Annotated in this window: 19 protein-coding genes and 1 pseudogene; 7 read left to right on the top strand and 13 right to left on the bottom strand. The window is 33.0% G+C overall.

The annotated features are described in order from the left end of the window. Positions 1 to 113 precede the first annotated feature (113 nt). Both DZ65_RS0105120 and rpsU read left to right on the top strand, forming a co-directional pair. A complete protein-coding gene (locus DZ65_RS0105120) occupies positions 114 to 986 on the top strand; it encodes an AEC family transporter (RefSeq protein ID WP_024791302.1) in 873 nt (290 codons plus the stop codon). A 41-nt stretch (positions 987 to 1,027) separates the two neighbouring features. Further along, entirely contained in the window at positions 1,028 to 1,240 is a 213-nt protein-coding gene (gene rpsU / locus DZ65_RS0105115; protein ID WP_024787592.1) for a 30S ribosomal protein S21, read from the top strand. Positions 1,241 to 1,276: 36 nt separating this feature from the next. Here rpsU and tsaD read toward each other — a convergent pair whose 3' ends face one another. Then, positions 1,277 to 2,257, bottom strand: a complete 981-nt coding sequence (gene tsaD, locus DZ65_RS0105110) for a tRNA (adenosine(37)-N6)-threonylcarbamoyltransferase complex transferase subunit TsaD (RefSeq protein ID WP_024791301.1) — start codon at positions 2,255 to 2,257, stop codon at positions 1,277 to 1,279. An 87-nt stretch (positions 2,258 to 2,344) separates the two neighbouring features. On the opposite strand from tsaD, the gene DZ65_RS0105105 reads away from it, so the two are divergent. From DZ65_RS0105105 to DZ65_RS0105090, 3 genes are all read left to right on the top strand, one after another. Next, complete coding sequence (locus tag DZ65_RS0105105; protein WP_024791300.1) at positions 2,345 to 3,013, top strand: response regulator transcription factor; 669 nt, start codon at positions 2,345 to 2,347, stop codon at positions 3,011 to 3,013. Further along, a complete protein-coding gene (locus DZ65_RS0105100; protein WP_024791299.1) occupies positions 3,006 to 4,154 on the top strand; it encodes a cell wall metabolism sensor histidine kinase WalK in 1,149 nt (382 codons plus the stop codon). The genes DZ65_RS0105105 and DZ65_RS0105100 overlap by 8 nt, the downstream gene beginning before the upstream one ends. 144 nt (positions 4,155 to 4,298) lie before the next feature. Continuing rightward, the gene (locus DZ65_RS0105090) at positions 4,299 to 5,231 is read left to right on the top strand and encodes a magnesium transporter CorA family protein (RefSeq protein ID WP_024791298.1); all 933 of its coding nucleotides are present in this window, start codon (positions 4,299 to 4,301) and stop codon (positions 5,229 to 5,231) included. A gap of 105 nt (positions 5,232 to 5,336) precedes the next feature. Here the strand turns inward: DZ65_RS0105090 and DZ65_RS11495 are convergent. From DZ65_RS11495 to DZ65_RS0105070, 4 genes and pseudogenes are all read right to left on the bottom strand, one after another. Next, a pseudogene (locus tag DZ65_RS11495) lies at positions 5,337 to 6,256 on the bottom strand (thiamine pyrophosphate-dependent enzyme). A gap of 9 nt (positions 6,257 to 6,265) precedes the next feature. Then, complete coding sequence (locus tag DZ65_RS0105080; RefSeq protein ID WP_024787587.1) at positions 6,266 to 7,483, bottom strand: 2-oxoacid:ferredoxin oxidoreductase subunit alpha; 1,218 nt, start codon at positions 7,481 to 7,483, stop codon at positions 6,266 to 6,268. A 10-nt stretch (positions 7,484 to 7,493) separates the two neighbouring features. Beyond that, on the bottom strand, positions 7,494 to 7,892 hold the full coding sequence (locus DZ65_RS0105075) for a 4Fe-4S dicluster-binding protein (RefSeq protein WP_024787586.1): 399 nt from the start codon (positions 7,890 to 7,892) through the stop codon (positions 7,494 to 7,496). Between the two features lie 9 nt (positions 7,893 to 7,901). Continuing rightward, entirely contained in the window at positions 7,902 to 8,459 is a 558-nt protein-coding gene (locus DZ65_RS0105070) for a pyruvate flavodoxin oxidoreductase subunit gamma (protein WP_024787585.1), read from the bottom strand. A gap of 177 nt (positions 8,460 to 8,636) precedes the next feature. Here DZ65_RS0105070 and DZ65_RS0105065 point away from each other — a divergent pair, with 177 nt between their 5' ends. Both DZ65_RS0105065 and DZ65_RS0105060 read left to right on the top strand, forming a co-directional pair. Further along, a complete protein-coding gene (locus tag DZ65_RS0105065; protein WP_024787584.1) occupies positions 8,637 to 9,923 on the top strand; it encodes an NAD-binding protein in 1,287 nt (428 codons plus the stop codon). Then, the gene (locus DZ65_RS0105060; RefSeq protein WP_024787583.1) at positions 9,905 to 11,359 is read left to right on the top strand and encodes a TrkH family potassium uptake protein; all 1,455 of its coding nucleotides are present in this window, start codon (positions 9,905 to 9,907) and stop codon (positions 11,357 to 11,359) included. The genes DZ65_RS0105065 and DZ65_RS0105060 overlap by 19 nt, the downstream gene beginning before the upstream one ends. Here DZ65_RS0105060 and DZ65_RS0105055 read toward each other — a convergent pair. From DZ65_RS0105055 to DZ65_RS0105020, 8 genes are all read right to left on the bottom strand, one after another. Next, the gene (locus DZ65_RS0105055) at positions 11,356 to 11,982 is read right to left on the bottom strand and encodes an HAD family hydrolase (RefSeq protein ID WP_024790868.1); all 627 of its coding nucleotides are present in this window, start codon (positions 11,980 to 11,982) and stop codon (positions 11,356 to 11,358) included. The two genes, DZ65_RS0105060 and DZ65_RS0105055, sit on opposite strands and share 4 nt — an antisense overlap. After that, positions 11,963 to 13,051, bottom strand: coding sequence for a 1-deoxy-D-xylulose-5-phosphate reductoisomerase (gene dxr / locus DZ65_RS0105050; protein ID WP_024790867.1), 1,089 nt, complete (start codon positions 13,049 to 13,051; stop codon positions 11,963 to 11,965). Before dxr ends, DZ65_RS0105055 begins: the two co-directional genes overlap by 20 nt. Next, positions 13,051 to 13,788, bottom strand: a complete 738-nt coding sequence (locus tag DZ65_RS0105045) for a phosphatidate cytidylyltransferase (protein WP_024790866.1) — start codon at positions 13,786 to 13,788, stop codon at positions 13,051 to 13,053. Before DZ65_RS0105045 ends, dxr begins: the two co-directional genes overlap by 1 nt. Before the next feature lie 71 nt (positions 13,789 to 13,859). After that, a complete protein-coding gene (locus DZ65_RS0105040) occupies positions 13,860 to 14,102 on the bottom strand; it encodes a hypothetical protein (protein WP_024787579.1) in 243 nt (80 codons plus the stop codon). Continuing rightward, positions 14,099 to 15,394, bottom strand: a complete 1,296-nt coding sequence (locus DZ65_RS0105035) for an NFACT RNA binding domain-containing protein (protein ID WP_024790865.1) — start codon at positions 15,392 to 15,394, stop codon at positions 14,099 to 14,101. Before DZ65_RS0105035 ends, DZ65_RS0105040 begins: the two co-directional genes overlap by 4 nt. A gap of 77 nt (positions 15,395 to 15,471) precedes the next feature. Further along, positions 15,472 to 16,059 carry a phosphoribosylanthranilate isomerase gene (locus DZ65_RS0105030; RefSeq protein WP_024787577.1) on the bottom strand — a complete coding sequence of 196 codons (588 nt, stop codon included), beginning with the start codon at positions 16,057 to 16,059 and terminating at the stop codon, positions 15,472 to 15,474. Continuing rightward, positions 16,060 to 16,701 (bottom strand): ribulose-phosphate 3-epimerase, encoded by a 642-nt coding sequence (gene rpe / locus DZ65_RS0105025; RefSeq protein ID WP_024787576.1) that lies wholly within the window; start codon positions 16,699 to 16,701, stop codon positions 16,060 to 16,062. Beyond that, positions 16,698 to 17,588: a carbon-nitrogen hydrolase gene (locus DZ65_RS0105020; RefSeq protein WP_024790864.1), complete on the bottom strand. Its 891-nt coding sequence runs from the start codon at positions 17,586 to 17,588 to the stop codon at positions 16,698 to 16,700. The genes rpe and DZ65_RS0105020 overlap by 4 nt, the downstream gene beginning before the upstream one ends. Positions 17,589 to 17,593: the final 5 nt, after the last annotated feature.

The raw sequence follows: 17,593 nt of genomic DNA, 5'->3' as shown, positions 1-17,593 counted from the left end.
TAACCCGTAAGGGCTGCGTAGCTGTTTGCAATTTTTAGCAAAATTTGAGTGATGCTTTAGTAAAATGAAGCTCTGAGCTGTAATATTTTTATCTTTGTAGAAAAAGGCTGAGTTTGATAATTTCGGTATTAATTATATTTATTGCGGGATATCTTTTTAAAATATTTAAAAACGACTATTCCAAACCTTTGATAGATATTGTTATTTTTATCTCTTTTCCGGCACTTGTTATTTATAAAATTTATTATTTAAAATATTCGAATGAAATTTTAGAAATTTTTTTAATTTCGTTTATCAGTCTTTTACTTGGCATGACATTCGGATTTATAATTTCAAAAATAATGAAATTTGACCAAAAAACATCTGCCGCCGTCCTTTTAACCACGACTCTCGGAAACACATCTTTTTTGGGCTTTCCAATGGTGGTAAGCCTGTTTGGGGAAAAAAATCTAATCTGGGCTATTTTTTTTGATCAGATAATGTTTTTCGGTTTAATTGTTTTTGGAAGTCTGTTTGTGGCATATGGAAGCGAAAAAAAAATAGATATAAAAAACATGGTAACAGACACATTTAAATTCCCTCCTTTTTTGGCCCTTTTATCAGCTCTGTTCTTAAGAAACTTTCATTTAAATCTGGAATTTTTAAAACCCGTCGGGAATTCTTTAATCTTTTTAGTAATATTGGCAATAGGAATGAGATTCAGCTTTTCGGATGTTAAAAAAAATATAAAACTGGCCTCATTGGTTCTTTTTATAAAAATGTTTTTAGTTCCTCTTAGTATCTATTTTATTATTTATTTCTTTTTTGATATCAAAAATCCCGCATTTCAGGTAGCCTTTACAGAAAGTGCAATGCCTCCTATGGTTATGGCTTCCGTTTTGGCAATAGAGGCAAAACTCAGGGAAGATTTGGCAATTTCTGCCGTGGGACTCGGAATTTTACTCGCCTTTATTTTACTGCCTCTTTATAAATATTTATTATTTTGATATAATTGCGTCCTAAAAACAAACGAAAGGTGGTGAGAGCAGTGCCAGGAATCGTAGTTCATCCGGGAGAAGATTTCGAATCTGCTTACAGAAAATTCAAAAGACAAGTTGATCGTAACTTGATTGTTGTGGAACTCAGAAAAAGAAGATTTTACGAACCTCCTAGTGAAGCTCGCAAAAAAGAAAAAATTGCGACCCGTAAAAAAATTCTTAGAAAACTTTGGATGCTCAGACGTTACGAATCAAGATTATAATCTTGATTCATTTTTTATATCTCTTACATCCGGCATTTAGCATTTCTTAAACCCTATCCTTGGCAAAATTTTAATATCTTTATAATCACTGAATTTATTATTTTTATATAATTCAACTGCAGCCCTTGCAATCATTGCCGCATTATCAGAAGTATATTTCATATCCGGATAAAAAAGTTTGAAATTATATATAAGTGAGAGTTTTTCAAATTCTTTCCTTAAAGACTGATTGGCACTAGCCCCTCCCACAATTGCAAAATTTTTAGGCCTCTGTTTTTTAATTGCTCTTTTTGCCATAAAAACCAGATGCTCTATTGCTTTTGCCTGAAAAGAGGCGGCAATATCTTCTTTTTTATATTTATTTGATTCAATAACCAAACGGACGGCATTTTTAAGACCGGAATAACTGAATTCTATTTTTGAAGAATTTTTAAGAGGGAGCGGTAAATCTATGCAAATCTTTCCTTTTTTTGCAATTTTTTCTATTTCAGGCCCTCCCGGATAAGGTAGTCCTAACATTTTTGCACATTTATCAAAACTTTCCCCAAAACTGTCGTCCAAAGTTGTGCCTATTTCACAAATATCATCAATCCCGTTGAAATTAATTATTTTTGTGTGACCGCCGCTTACCAGTAAAACCATCATGGGCTTAACTTCTTCTTTTTCAATAAATACAGAATATATATGACCTGTTAAATGATTAACGGGAATTATCGGCAAATCAAGAGCAATTGAGAGGGCTTTAGCCATCATTACCCCTTCTTGAAGCGTGACACTGAGCCCCGGCGCATTTGTTACCGCCACGGCTTTAAGTTTTGGAAAAAATTTTTTACATTCATTTAAAATTTTAGGAAGGGCCTCGGCATGAAGTCTGCTTGCAAGTTCGGGTACAACGCCGCCGTAAACAGAATGCTCAAGTTCCTGTGATATTTTTTTATGAAACAGAAGTTTTTTACTTTCTATTTCAACAACAGCTATGCTGCTGTCGTCACAGCTGCTTTCAATTGCTAAAATCATATTTTTTTCCTTCAAATATTAAAAAACTTAAAGATTTTTTAAACAAAATAATGTATAATTGTATCATATCAAATAAGGAGGTAAAAAATGAAGATACTGTTAATTGAAGACGATGAAAAAATTGGGGAAAACATAAAAGAATATTTAAAAAAAGAAAATTTCAGGGTAGACTGGGCAAAAGACGGAGAAGAAGGTTATTACCTTGCACAAAACAATAAATACGATGTTTTAATTGTTGACTGGATGCTGCCTAAAATGAGTGGGATTGAGCTTATAAAAAAACTGAGGGAAAAAGACATTTTAACGCCGGCGCTAATTCTTACGGCAAAAAGCGATTTGGAGGATAAACTCGAAGGTCTCAGTGTGGCAGATGATTATTTGACAAAACCTTTTGATTTTGAAGAACTTGTTGCAAGAATTAAAGCGCTTTTCAGGAGAAGCAAAAATATAAAAGAAAATATTTTAAAAGTGGGTGATCTGGAACTGAACCCCGACACAAAAGAAGTAAGAAGAGGGGGGAAAAACATAGAACTTACCGCAAAACAGTTTGAGCTTTTAAAATATTTAATGATAAACAAGGGAAAAATTGTAACTCCTGAAATGATTGCCAATAATTTGTGGGAAATGGATGAAGAGATTAATTCAAATGTTATTAATGTCTATATTTCGCATTTAAGAAAAAAAATAGACAAAGACTATGAAAAAAAACTTATAAAAACATTCAGGGGAATGGGTTTTAAATTAAGTGATGAATAATCTTAGAAACGATCTGTTTATAAAATTTGCAGCAGTTGTTTTAATAATAATAGCCCTTTTTGAGGGGGCTTTAATTTTTGCACTTACCAAATCTTTTAATATGCATTTAAAAGACAGGCTTGTTATAATAGCCAGTGAAATTGCAAATTCTAAAAAATATAATATAAATAATTTAATAGAACTTCAACACAAATACAAAATTTATCCTCTGTTTGTAAAAATAACGACACTTTCCAAATCCGCCGAAAATTTAAAAAAATATGAGGGTTTTGAAGTAAAAACAATAAAAACACCGAGCGGAATAGAAAAAATGCTTATTTTTAATTATGTTAAAAACAATAAAATAATAAGCGTTAAAACAATTATTTCAGGAAACAGCGACAAAATAGAAATAGTAAGAACGATATCTCTTGCAATATCATTTTTTATTTATCTTATAGTTTTGCTCATAGGATATAAATTTATAGATGCCATTGCAAAAAATATTGAAAACACAATCAAAAGATTAAAATTTTTCAATTCAAACGTCTCACATGAGCTAAAAACACCTCTGACTATTATGAAAGGGGAAATTGAACTTGCTTTAAAAAAGGAAGAATGCAGCGAAAAACTTTTAAAATCTATATTAAATGAAATTAATTATATAAATGATATTACAGAAAAACTGCTGTTTTTAACCAAAAAAGATTTCACAAAAAAAGATTTCAAACAAACAGATTTGGAAGATATTATATTGGAACTATATGAAAAATATTCAAAAAGAATTTCTATAAATTTAGAAATAAGCGAAGACGATTTTCTTATAAACGGGGATAAAACACTTCTTAAAATGGCAATTTCCAATTTAATTGAAAATTCCATAAAATATCATGCAAAACATATAAATTTAAAATTAAAGAAAATAAAAAACAAAATAAAACTCATTATAGAAGACGACGGAATAGGTATACCAAAAGAAAAGATACCGTTTATTTTTGATGAATTTTACAGGGTGGATGAAAGCAGAAACAAAAAAATCAAAGGATTCGGACTTGGTCTTGCCATTGTAAAATCAATATTAAACCTGCACAGTGCAAAAATAAATGTTGAATCTGATATAAACAAAGGAGTAAAAATTACAATAGAATTTAACTCCATTTAAAAAAATATTGGTATAATACCAGTTAAAGAAGGAAAATGTAACCGTTCATTTCAAAATGAAATTAAGGCTATAGATGGAATATAATCATTACATTTTCCGCTGTTTATATTTATATTCCATCTGCAGCCTCCCAAAGGAGAGGCCATGTATATTTACACAGAAAAACTCCTTAAAATGGATGATATTGTCATAACAAACGATGTACAAATTATTTTTTCCACCATCGATAATGAAAAAATATTAAACTGGCTTTTAGAAAACCATTTTCCCAACAGTTTTATTGAAGATATGCAAAACGAAGACCAGTCAATAACCTATGAAGAGACAGAAAAATTTAAACTTATAATTATGAAATATATCAGATTCGATGAAGAAGAAAATTTACTTTATGATGATTCCAATGTGGTAATAATAAAAACAAAAAACAAGCTTTTCATTTTAGCAGAGGAAAAAGAAATAGTTACGGAACTTGCAAAAAAATTTGAAAAAAAATATAAAAAATCTAATTCTTTTGAATATTTAATTTATATCACTATAGATATTTTGATAGACAACACAATTTTATTGGTTGACGTAATAGACGAAACCCTGGAAGATTTGGAAGATTCTATTTTTCACGAAGAAGTTGAAGAAGACGAACTTCAAAAAGATGTTTATTATGCAAGAAGAACTCTAAACAGAATTACAAAAGTTTCCATTCACGAAAGAGACATTATAAATAAAATTCACAATAAACTCGATGAGACTCATAAGCATATGCTTAAATATGAATTTATAGACCTAACGGAACATTTAAAATATTTAATCAACGAATCAAAAACCCTGCTTGAGAGAACCGGCTATCTCCTTAACCTTCATATGGGTATTCTCTCAACCCGTATGAACAAAGCCATGCAGCGCCTCGCCGCCATATCACTTATATTTTTACCGTTAACTTTTATTGTTGGAAATTACGGAATGAATTTTAAATATATGCCGGAACTTAACTGGAAATACGGATATTTTGCCACATGGATTATAAATATAAGCATTGCTGTCGGGATTTATATCTGGCTTAAAAGAAAAAAATGGATTTGATTTTAATAAAAATTAAATATTAAATAAAACATTTTTATATATACATTGTGCCTGTCACTTTTTATAAAAAAAGAGAAGAAAAAAGAAAAGAATTTTGTTTTTAACTTAAACTCCGGATTCTTCTCTTCTTTGTAAATAATCCCAATACTGATCCACGTTTTTTTGAATTTCTTCAATAACCCACCTGTTTTCAGGTTTGAATAGATGGGCGAATCTTCCCTGTTTGCCCAAATATTCTTCAACAGGAAGTTTTTGTTTTGGTCTGTAAGTAATTTTTAACCTGTATCCGTCTTCAATTTCATACAAAGGGAAAGCACAGGTTTCAACAGCCAAATCTGCAATTTCCACCGTGTCTTCCGGTTTAAATTTCCATTCAGTCGTACATGGGCTAAGCGCATTTATAAATGTAGGTCCCACAGTGGCAAGAGCTTTGGCGGCTTTGTTAGCCAAATCTTTCCAGTGTTTGCTTCCGGGAACAGCAGTTGCAACATAAGGACAGCCGTGTGCGGCCATTATCATTGTTAAATCCCTTTAGGGGTTGTTGAAGTATGCGCCCCGAGCGGAGTGGATGAACTTCTCTGTCCACCTGTGTTTGCATAATTTTCATTATCCAAACATACATAAAGGAAATCATGGCCTCTCTCAGTAGCACCGCTTAATGACTGAAAGCCTATATCATATGTCCCGCCGTCTCCTCCGAATGCAACAAATTTTACGTTTCTGTCAGGATTATATGATCTGTTTTTTTTGCTGAGAGCTTTATACATAGCTTCTGCCCCGCTTATTCCGGCAGCCGCATTTTCAAAACCGATATGAAGCCAGGAAACATCCCATGATGTATACGGATAAATCGCACTGCATACTTCAAGACATCCTGTGGCGGTTGAAACAACCAAATCGTCATCAGTTGCATTAACAACTTCTCTAACTATCATACTGTGGGCACATCCGGGACATAATCTGTGCCCGCCTTGAAATCTGTCAGGAGTACAAGCAAACTCTTTTAAATTACCAATATTTTTCATAAAAACTCCTTAATTAAAACTAAGCTCAGGACCTCTAAGGTTAATAAAACCTTGTAAGTCTGTAACTCTTTTTCCAGCTTTTGCATTTTTATCAGTTTCTCTAATTACTTCTAAAATATGACTGGCTGTTGTGTCTCTTCCGCCAAGCCCGTAAATATAATTGGTCATAACTGCATTTACTCCGTTTGCATTGAGCGCACCGGCCACTTCATTAAACAAAGCCCCCATCGCTCCCATAGGACAGTTTCTATCAAGTGCAGCAACAGCTTTTACATTTTTAAGTTTTTGGGCAATTTCATTATAAGGGAAAGGTCTGAAGGTTCTTGGCATAACAAGACCGGCTTTAATTCCTTCTTCCCTGGCCATGTCCACAGCAACCATTGCGGTTTCGTATGCACTGCCCATTACAATAAGAGCCACTTCCGCATCTTCTATTTTATAACTTTCAACCCTTTGGTATTTTCTGCCTGTCAGTTTTTCAAAAGCCTCGAACACTTCGTCTATAACTTTCGGTGATTCCATCAAAGCCTTATGCTGGGTGGCTTTATGTTCAAAATGCCACTCTTCTTCCGTCTGTGCACCGTGTGTTACAGGATTTTTTGTATCAAGCATTGGATTTACGGGAATATAATCACCTATAAAATTATAAGCAACTTCGTCTTGAAGCGGTTCAACCACCTGGGCGGTATGGGACACCAAAAATCCGTCCTGGTTTGTTGTAACAGGAAGTCTCACTCTTTTATCCTCCGCTATTTTAAAAGCACATAACGTCATATCATAAGCTTCCTGAGGGTTATTTGCAATCAGATGAATCCACCCAGCATCTCTTCCTAAATATAAATCACCATGGTCTCCGTGAATATTAAGCGGAGATGCTAATGCTCTATTTACAACAGTCATAACAATTGGAAGTCTCATACCACTTGCTTGATATAAGACTTCTGCCATTAATGCATAACCTTGGCTAGAAGTTGCTGTTGCAACTCTACCACCGGCAGCCGCAGCACCCACACATGCACTCATTGCCGAATGCTCACTTTCAACCATTACAAATTCACCGTCTACATATCCGTCTGCCAAAAAACTTCCGTAATTTTGAACAATCGGAGTTGAAGGGGTAATCGGATAGGCTGCTACAACATCGACCTGAGCCTGTCTTAGTGCATGGCTTGCGGCCGTATTTCCATCCCAAACTTCCTTAGCTTTTAATTCATATTTTTCTGCCATAACTATTCCTTTAATCTTTTTTAGGCCACTCTTGAAGAGCTTCTTGCGTTTGTGTAAATTCAGGAAACATTAAAAGAGATTTTATAGGAGTGGGGCACACTTCCACACAAACTCCGCATCCTTTGCATAAATTATAATTAATTCCAACAATTTTAGCCTGTTTTTTCCCTCTTTTGCTAACTACCTCTTCTACCTGAAAGCAGCTGTCCGGGCAGCTTACCCAGCAAAAATCACAGTCTATACATAAATCTCTGTTAAATACAGGTTTTTCAACCCTCCAGTCAGCCACTTTATAATTGTATGAATTGAATTTGCTTCTTATTTTTTTTTCTGGGTCTTCAAAACTTGGAAGTACCGCTCCTGGTTGAATTTTGTCCCAGGTAGTCATCATTTCTTTTGGTGTTGCCATAATTTCTCCTTATTTTACTTCTTCGGCGGCTCTTTTCATAGCCTTTAAGTTACCGTCTATTATTTTTTGAGGGAATTTAGAAAGAATATCTTTCATTGAACTTAAAAAATCTTCAAACCCGATAATACCGCTGATTTTAATAAAAGCACCGAGCATAGGCGTATTTGGAATTGCTCTTCCTATCTCTTCTTGTGAAATTTTAATTGCGTCCACTGTATAGACTTTTTTACCCTGAAGATGTTTTGCAATATTTAATAAATCATCTTTGTCCATATGGGTAGTAACAATAAAAACAGTATCGTCTTTTGTGTTTTCCACAATTTCTTTTTGAAAGGCCAAAGACGGATCTATCACCAAAACATAATCAGGAACAATCATTTTTGAATGGTCTAAAATAGGTATGTCTGAAATTTTATCATATGCGCTCATAGGTGCCCCTCTTTTTTCCGCACCGTAAACAGAATAAGCCTGAACATATTTTCCAGTTCTTGCCATTACATCCGCAAGAGCCTTTGCTCCAGTTACCGCACCTTGTCCCGCACGTGAGTGCCATCTGATTTGTAGCATTGTTATCCTTTTTGTTTGTATTTTATACAATTTTTCTTAAAGTATTCTTAATATAGCATAAAATCTATCTTTTTTTACGTAATTAAATTTAAACATTTAGCAAATTTACAATTATGTTACTTTTTGTAATAATTTATTGTATAATAAATTTTTAGAAACCTCATATCAAGGAAAAGTATGAATATTTTAATTGCCGGAGCGGGAAAAGTCGGCTACAATTTAGCAAAAATACTTTCAACAAACCATAATATAATTATAGTTGATAAAAACGAAAAAGCTCTCAATTCAATAAAAGAATCTATTGATGTTATGACCATTCAGGGAGACATGAGAGAAGCAAACACTTTTTTACATATAGAAGACAAAATAGATTTTTATATAGCCGTAACAAACAATGATGAAATAAACTTAATTTCAACAATAGTTCTCACAGATATCTTAGAAACAGAAAACATTATTGTAAGACTTACAAACACTTCTTATATTGCAACAAATTTTCAAAAAAAACTTGATATAAACAGGGTGGTTTTCCCTTATAAACTTTCAGCCGCGGCGGTTGCAAAATTACTTGAATTTCCAAAAGCAAACAATATAAAAGAATTCCCTTTCAGCCAATGCGTACTTATTTCTTTTAGCGTAAAAAACCCTCAAATAACAAAAATCAGTGAAATAGAAGAGGATAACGTTAAAATAATAGGCGCAGAAAGAAATAATGAATTTATTTTTTTGGATGAAAATGATGAAATCAAAGAAAATGATTTGTTATATATCTTCGGAAATAAAGAAAAAATTAAAAAATACTTAAATTTAATTGACACTGTTTCTCCTGAAAATATTCAAAATACATTAATATACGGGGCAAATGAACTGGGAATAGAAATAGCGAAAATACTTTCAAATTTTGAAATGAATATAAAAATCTTGGAAAAAGACGAAGAACTGGCCCTAAAAGCCTCTGAAATTTTGGGAGAAAAAGTCAGTATAATAAATTCATCTTACGAAGATGAGGAAATGCTTTTAAACGAAGGGGTTCAATACAGCGATATTGCAATAACGGCTTCCGTAAAAGACGAATCAAACATTATAAAATCCCTTCAGGCAAGAAAACTCGGAATTAAAAAAATAATAACCATAAATAATAATTTAAATTATTACTCATTAATGCACTCTCTCAGGCTTTCAACGATAAGAGGGCCTAAAATAGCGGCTTTTTATGCCATTTTGGAAGAAATAGATTCAAGACTGCTGGTTTATGAAAGATTTTTCCTGGGCGCAAAAGGAAAAATCTTCATTAAACAGATTTATAACGAAAAAATTATTACACCCCCTAAAGAAAAAGCAAAAATTTTAATAATAAGAGAAGACAAAATTTATATATTAAAAGAAAGTTTTGAAATAAAATCAGGCGATATTGTAATGGAATTTAATTTTTCAGGAAACAAAAAATGGATAGAAACTCTTTAAAAAATATTCTCAAATTCCTCTCTCTTGTAGGAATGATAGTCATCGTATTTTTTTTAATACCCATGATTACAGGTTTTATATATCATGAGCATGATAAAAAATTTTTAATTTTTTTATTTTTATCTTTTGTAATTTTCGGAGCTATTTTATATTTTTTAAGAAATCATAAAATGAAAATGAAAATCAAAGAAGCAATATTAAGTGTAAATTTAGTTTGGCTGATGCTTGGCACCCTGGGGGCAATACCGTTAATGATGGGAACTCACGTCAGTTTTATAGACGGATTTTTTGAGGCAATAAGCGGTTTTACAACAACAGGGGCCACAATATATTCAAATATAGAGGCATTGCCAAAATATATATTAATGCTAAGAAGCACTATGCACTGGATAGGCGGTATGGGTATTATTGTTTTGGGCGTCGGACTGCTTTCATTTATAAATCCTACCGGTTCCCTTGCTCTTTTTCAATCCGAATCCACCGGCATAACGGCAGAAAAAATAACCCCAAAGCTAAAACATACGGCTCTAAAATTATGGGGCGTTTACGCACTTTTAACACTGATTGATATGATTTTACTTAAAATAGAGGGAATGAGCTTTTTTGATGCCATAAACCACGCATTCGCCACCCTCTCAACAGGAGGATTTTCAACCAAAAGTTCATCTTTGGGATATTGGAACAACAATTATTTTATTTTGTGGACTACTACATTTTTTATGTTTCTTTCCGGAATGAACTTTTTAGCCCATATAAAACTGCTTAATAAAGATTTTTCAGGTTATAAATCCGAAGAGGTAATGTGGTATACACTGATATTTTTTGTATTGGCGACAGTATTAACATTGGTTCATTATTTCACATCACACGATTCATTTTTCTTCTCTCTCACACACTCGTTTTTCACTATTTCATCTATTCTTACAACCACAGGTTTTGCAACACTGGATTATTCCACATGGGGGCAGGCGGCAATAGCAATTGTGTTTCTTGCAATGCTAATCGGGGGAAATACAGGTTCAACCGCCGGGGGTATTAAAACAATACGATTTGTTGTTATGTTTAAAAATTTAAAACATCAAATAAGAAAAATACTTCATCCCAATGTTGTATGCTCCGTAAAAATAGACAATAACAAACTCTCCTGCGACACTGTAAACAACGTCAGTGCATTTATATTTTTATATATTCTTACGGTAGCGGTAATTGCTTTATATTTATTTGCAAACGGATATGACACAATGACTTCTTTAAGCGCCACAATAGCATGTGTCGGTAATATAGGTCCGGGGTTCGGACATGTGGGGCCGGCGGATAATTTTGCTTTTTTTACCCAGCCTCAAAAATTTATTTTGGCAATAGGCATGATTATAGGAAGATTGGAATTTTTTACTGTTTTAATGCTTCTAAGCCGAGAATTTTGGAAAAAATTTTAAAATTTTTCTATAAATTCCACAGCTTCCAAAACATTTTCTTCTATAATTTCGGCGCAGTTTTTCAAATTTTCTTCATATTCCCACTTTACACCAACAGCTTTAATTCCGGCTTCTTTGGCACTTAAAATATCCATACAGGTATCACCTATCATCCATCCATTTTCTTTATGGGCATTCATTAAATAAAGTGCTTTTAAAATTGGCTCAGGATGAGGTTTCGGATTAATTACATCCTCTCTTCCGATTAATACTTCAAAAAATTTTGTAAGATTAAAATAATCCAGCAGTTCTTTTGAATATTTTGCCGTTTTTGTAGTTACAATTCCAAGTCTTGCAAATTCTTTTGCCTTGTTTAGAGCTTCTTTTGTAAACGGTAAAAGTTTTGTTTTTTTAGTAGAAATTTTTCTGTAATGCATTTTATACGTATTTACATATTCATCCACATTTTCATCTATTCCAAGTTTAAAAAACATAATCTCAAGCGGAAGGCCTATAAGTTTTTTTACATTTTCGTCACCAGGATAAGGCTTATTGTATTTTTCAAAAGTAACCTTAAATCCTTCCAAAATAGCCTCTGTTGAATTTATAAGCGTCCCGTCCAAATCAAAAAGAATTACTCTCACACCATTCCCTTACCTCTTTTTTAATTTCGAATATTTCATCAATATTATTTGTTTTTATATTTTCAAATTTTTCAATTGCTTTTAAAATAATTTTACTGATATCCAAAAAGCCTATCTCTTCTTTTAAAAATTTATCTATTGCAAATTCGTTTGCCGTATTTATAACGATTCCCAAATCTGAATTATTCAGCAAAATTTCTTTAATTTCCCAGACAGGATAACGACCGGAATCTATTTTTCTAAATTCCAAATTTCCGACATCCAACAAATTTACATGCTCTAAAATTTCTTCTTTTACCTCATTTAATATGGCAAAAGAAATAGGAAGCTTCATATCTGTTTTTGAAATATGGGCGGTTGTACTGCCATCCATCCATTCCACCAATGCGTGAATAACGGATTTTGTTTCTATAAAAGCGTCAATATTACTGGTATTAAAAAGCCATTTGGCTTCAAGAAGTTCAAAAAGTTTATTTACCATTGTGGCAGAATCAATAGTAATTTTTTTACCCATAGACCAATTTGGATGTTTTAACACATCTTTAAGTTTTGCTTCTTTTATTTTCCCTATCGGCCAATCCCTTAAAGCTCCGCCGCTTGCCGTAATATAAAGTTTCCTAAATTTTTCACTTTCTAAGTTTCCATTCAATAAATACCAGATTCCGAAATGTTCACTGTCAATAGGGGTTATCTTATTTATATCTATAAATTTACCGGCAATTACAAGCGATTCTTTATTGGCTAAAGCAATTTTTTTATTTAGCTCCCCCGCTTTTAAAGTGGGTTTAAGCCCGGATTCACCAACAATAGCGTTTACAACCAAATTACTTTTACATTTTTCCAGCATATCCAAAATAGCATTTTCACCGTATAAAATATTTTTAAAATCTACTTTTTCTGCTGTGGCTTTATCTTTTACCACTACAAATTCGGGCTTAAATTTTTTAATCTGTTTGTTTAAAAGTTTATAATTATTTCCCGCAACCAGCATTTCAACAGGAATATTAAATCTTTCGGCAACTTTTAATGTATTTACGCCGATACTCCCGGTTGAACCCAAAACTATCATTATATTCCCAACATTACAAGCATCACAGGAGCGGCAAACAGATAACTGTCTATTCTGTCAAGCACACCTCCGTGACCCGGCAGTATATTTCCGCTGTCTTTTACCCCCGCCCTTCTTTTTAGATAACTTTCAAACAAATCTCCAAATACACTTACAATACTGACAACAAAAGAAACCCCAAAAGCTATTAAAACAGGATAATAAAAACCTCCGATTATTCCACCTGCCAGAGCGCCGCCGATAACTCCGCCTATTACTCCCTCCCAGGATTTATTGGGTGATGTATGGCAAAATCCGTTTTTAAAAAATTTTTTTGCAAAATTTTTACCTACAAAATATGCAAAACTGTCCGTCAGTGCCACAATTACTATAAGCCATATAACTGTATTCATTCCGTATCTGAAATAAAGAGAGTAAAAAAACATTAAAGGCAAAAACGGATAAACAAAAGGCGCCACCAGATTAATTTCTTTTTGTAAATACGCCACATAAGAAGCTATTATAATAACACCGAAAATTCCTGCAAAAAAAGGATTTATAAAAGAAAAAAGAAGCGATATTCCAAGTATCAGATAAATTTTTTCGTCTAAATCAACATTAAATAACCTGCTCGCTTCATAAAATCCTATTATTGTAATAACTGCAAATAAAAACCCGGTTAAATAATAATTATCAATTACCGCCACTATTGCCAAAACCGCTAAAATTCCAACCGCCGTTATAATTCTTTCTTTCACTTTATACCTTTAATTTAATTCTCCATTTTCACAACTCACCACTCGCTACTCACCATTTTCACTATTTTCACCTATGCTTTTATATCAATATGCCTTGTGGCTTCTTTTTTAACCTCTTCTTTTTCACCCTCATCAGGCACTATTTTTTCAATTTCTTCCACAGGTCTCACCTCTTCTACTTTTCTCTCTTTTTCCGCAGAGGCCAATTTTTGCAACTCTTTAGAAACAACTTCTCTTGCCATTATATCAGATGCGATGATTGAAGGGACATGCTGGTTTTGGTTAATTAATGTAATCTGGCCAATTAAACTCATAATTTCACCTTTATAGAAGAATATTTTCCATATTCAACATTTGCCTTGTCTTTAATTTTTACAAATTTTCTTTTAGTATAATCGACAATTCCCTCATCTTTATTAGAAAAAGCTACGGCAAGTTTTGCCCCTTCATTTAATATTTTTTCATCAATTTTTAATTTATTGTTTTTAATAATCACATGGGCGCCCGGATAGTTTTTTATATGCATCCAGATATCGTTTGCATTTGAAATTTTAAGAAGTTTAATATTGCCTTTTTCATTTTTACCAACCATTATCAGATAATCGTCAAACATAAATTTTGCTATGTTTTCGTCCTCTTTTTTTTCTTTTCTGTTAGGCTGGTATTTTTTCAGTGAGCTTAAATCTTTTGCATTTTCCACAAGTTTTTTATAATTTTGCAAAAATTGAAGCTGTGAAGTTAAAAAACCTTTTTCTATATCAATATTTTCAGCCTTTTTTTTAGCTTTTTTCGAAAGTCTGTAATAATAATTTCCTATCTGGTTTATATTTTTAAGCTCCGGCAGAGGCACAGTTGTTTCATTCCCTTCAAAATCATATGTTTTAAGCTCTTTTTCAAAAGGTTTAATCAAGTGTAAATTTGCCATAGCGACATCCGCATATTTTCTATAGGTTTGGCTTTTTTTATCCAGTTCTTCAATATCCGGCAGTTTTTTTATTTTTTTTTCAATCTCTTTTATCTTTTTATTAATTCTGTTTAATATGACTTTTTTGGTTTCATTCACTTTTTTTTCATATTTTTTTTCAAAAAGTTTTTTTGTATAATTTTCCAAATCATCAATTTCAAACTCTTTTTCTTTTATCTCCCTCGGTGGCAGTTCTTCAAGTTTAACCCCTGGTTTTACAATTCTGCTTGATTGGCTTTCGCTGATATGTCTTAGTGATTCTATAACTTCATCAAATTCATTTAAAATTATTGCATTTGTATAACGGCCGGTAAATTCAAATCTTATTTTTACAATCTCTTTTTTAAAATTATTATTATTTTTTGCTGTAACTGTTAATATTCTCTCATTACATTTTACACCAAGTATTTTGGCTTTTGTAAATTTTTTTTCCAATACTATATCAAAAGGCGCTTTAAACTTTTTAACCAGAGGATAATCAATATTTATATAAATATCGCTGTTTCCTTTTGTCAGATCAAAATAAAACCTGTCTTTGTCAAACTGCATTAAAATCAGATTTTCATCAATTCTGAAGACTTTTTTTATAATTTTATAATTTTTAAGTTTCTCGGCAATTTTTTTTAAAACAAACGCTTTCAATTATTTTCCTTCACTTTACACTTTATATCATGGCCGCTTTTCAAGCAGCCAGATGAGCAAAGCTCATTTTTAACTTTTCACTTTTTGGCTGTTTCTATAAATTTCCTAACTTTTCGTTTATCTTTCTTGCCGGGAGCGCTTTCAACCCCACTGCTTACATCCACACCGTAAAATCCGTAACTTCCTATTTCAAAAACATTCTCAGGAGTAAGACCACCGGCTAAAATAATTTTTGAATTCTCTTTTGTTTCAAACCATTCAAGCGCCAATCTTTTCCCGCTTCCCCCAAATTCAGGGACATATGCATCCACAATTCTGTATTCGCCGGCATATTTATCAATATCTTTTTTTTCTTTTGCCCTCACAACCTTTAAATATTTACAGTTCAGTTTTTTAAAAAAACTTTTGTCAGCTTCAAAATGAATCTGTGCAATATCCGCTTTTGTATAAGCCATTACCTCATTTACAAATTCCGGCGCCACTTTTACAAACAAAACTGCTTTTACCACAAAAGGAGGAAGTTTTTCAATTATTTTTTTAATCTCAACCGGGCTTATAAACCTCGGGGATTTTTCATATGTTACAAATCCAAGGGCATCAGCTCCGGCATCGCAGGAAATTTTAGCATCTTCCCAGTTTGTAATACCGCAGATTTTTACCCTCATTTACACCCTTAAACTTTCGATCGCTTTTTTGTAATCACCGCTTTTAAAAACATAACTTCCCGCCACCAAAATGTCGGCACCCGCTTCAAGAAGCGCTTTTGCGTTTTTACCATTCACCCCTCCGTCTATTTCTATCAAAAGAGACGGATTTCTTTTAACAGAGAGTTCTCTTAATTCCTCTGTTTTTCTTAAAGTGGACGTAATAAACTTCTGCCCTCCGAATCCCGGATTCACACTCATTAAAAGCACCATGTCAACATCTTCAATTATATAATCAAGCAAACACACAGGAGTTGCCGGATTAAGTACAACTGCCGGACGGATATTTTCTTTTCTTATTTTTTGAATAACCCTGTTTATATGTTTTTCCTCTTCTACATGAAAACTTATAAATTCCGGCTCCAAATGTTTATACATATCTACAAAAAAAGGAATATTTTCAACCATAAAATGTATATCAAGCGGCACGCTCGCAGTCTTTTTTACCGCTTCAATTATCATAGGTCCCATCGTCATATTCGGTACAAAATGCCCGTCCATTATATCGCAGTGAATATAATCTGCGCCCGCTTCGCATACCGCCTTTACCTCATCAGCTAATCTGCCAAAATCTGCACTTAAAATACTTGGTGCAACTTTCATTTACAATACCTCCTGTTTATACAATTATAAATATCTATTCTTCTGTCCCTGAAAAACGGCCATATTTTTCTAACTTCTTTTGCAGCTTTTAAATCTATTTTGGCTTCAATTATCTCTTCATTCATACCGCCTCTTACAATTTCTTCTCCCTGAGGCCCGAAAACAAAACTGTTTCCCCAAAACTCTATTCCCCCGAGCACACCGCTTTCATCTTTTTCCTCTCCCACCCTGTTTACCGCAGCCACATAAACCCCGTTTGCAACAGCGTGACCTCTCTGCACGCTTTTCCATGCATTTTTCATTTTTTCTTTTTCTTCAATTGTATTTTCTTTTTCACAAAGCTCATCAACTCTATCTTCTGGACACAAAAGCCAGCCTATTGCCGTTGGATAAATCAATATTTCAGCTCCTTTAAGTGCCATAATCCTTGCAGCTTCTGGATACCACTGATCCCAACAAACTAATACCCCAAGTCTTCCAACACTGGTATCAATTGGCTCTATTGAATCACCTGGAGTAAAATAAAATTTTTCATAAAATCCAGGGTCGTCCGGAATATGTGTTTTTCTGTATTTCCCGGCAAGTTTTCCCCTGTCAAAAACAACGGAAGTGTTATAATAAATTCCGTCCATCACTTTTTCAAACAAACTTGTTACCAAAACCCTGTCTTCTTTTTTACTCACATCAGCCCAGAATTTAACATCCTCTTCAAAACTCTCTGCCAAATCAAAATATTTTGTATCCTCGCTTTTACAGAAATATTCGCTCTGATGCAGCTCCGGCAAAATAACAAGCTCTCCGTTTGATTTTTTTATCATTTCAACAGTATGATTAATTGTAGCTTCTATAGTCCCCTTGAAAGACTGCTGGATAAGAGAGATTTTCATTATAA

Origin of the sequence: Lebetimonas sp. JS032, assembly GCF_000523315.1 — a bacterium.
Taxonomy (GTDB): domain Bacteria; phylum Campylobacterota; class Campylobacteria; order Campylobacterales; family Nautiliaceae; genus Lebetimonas.
Note: the sequence above shows the minus strand (reverse complement) of the source record. Positions and strands in the feature narration are given on the sequence as shown.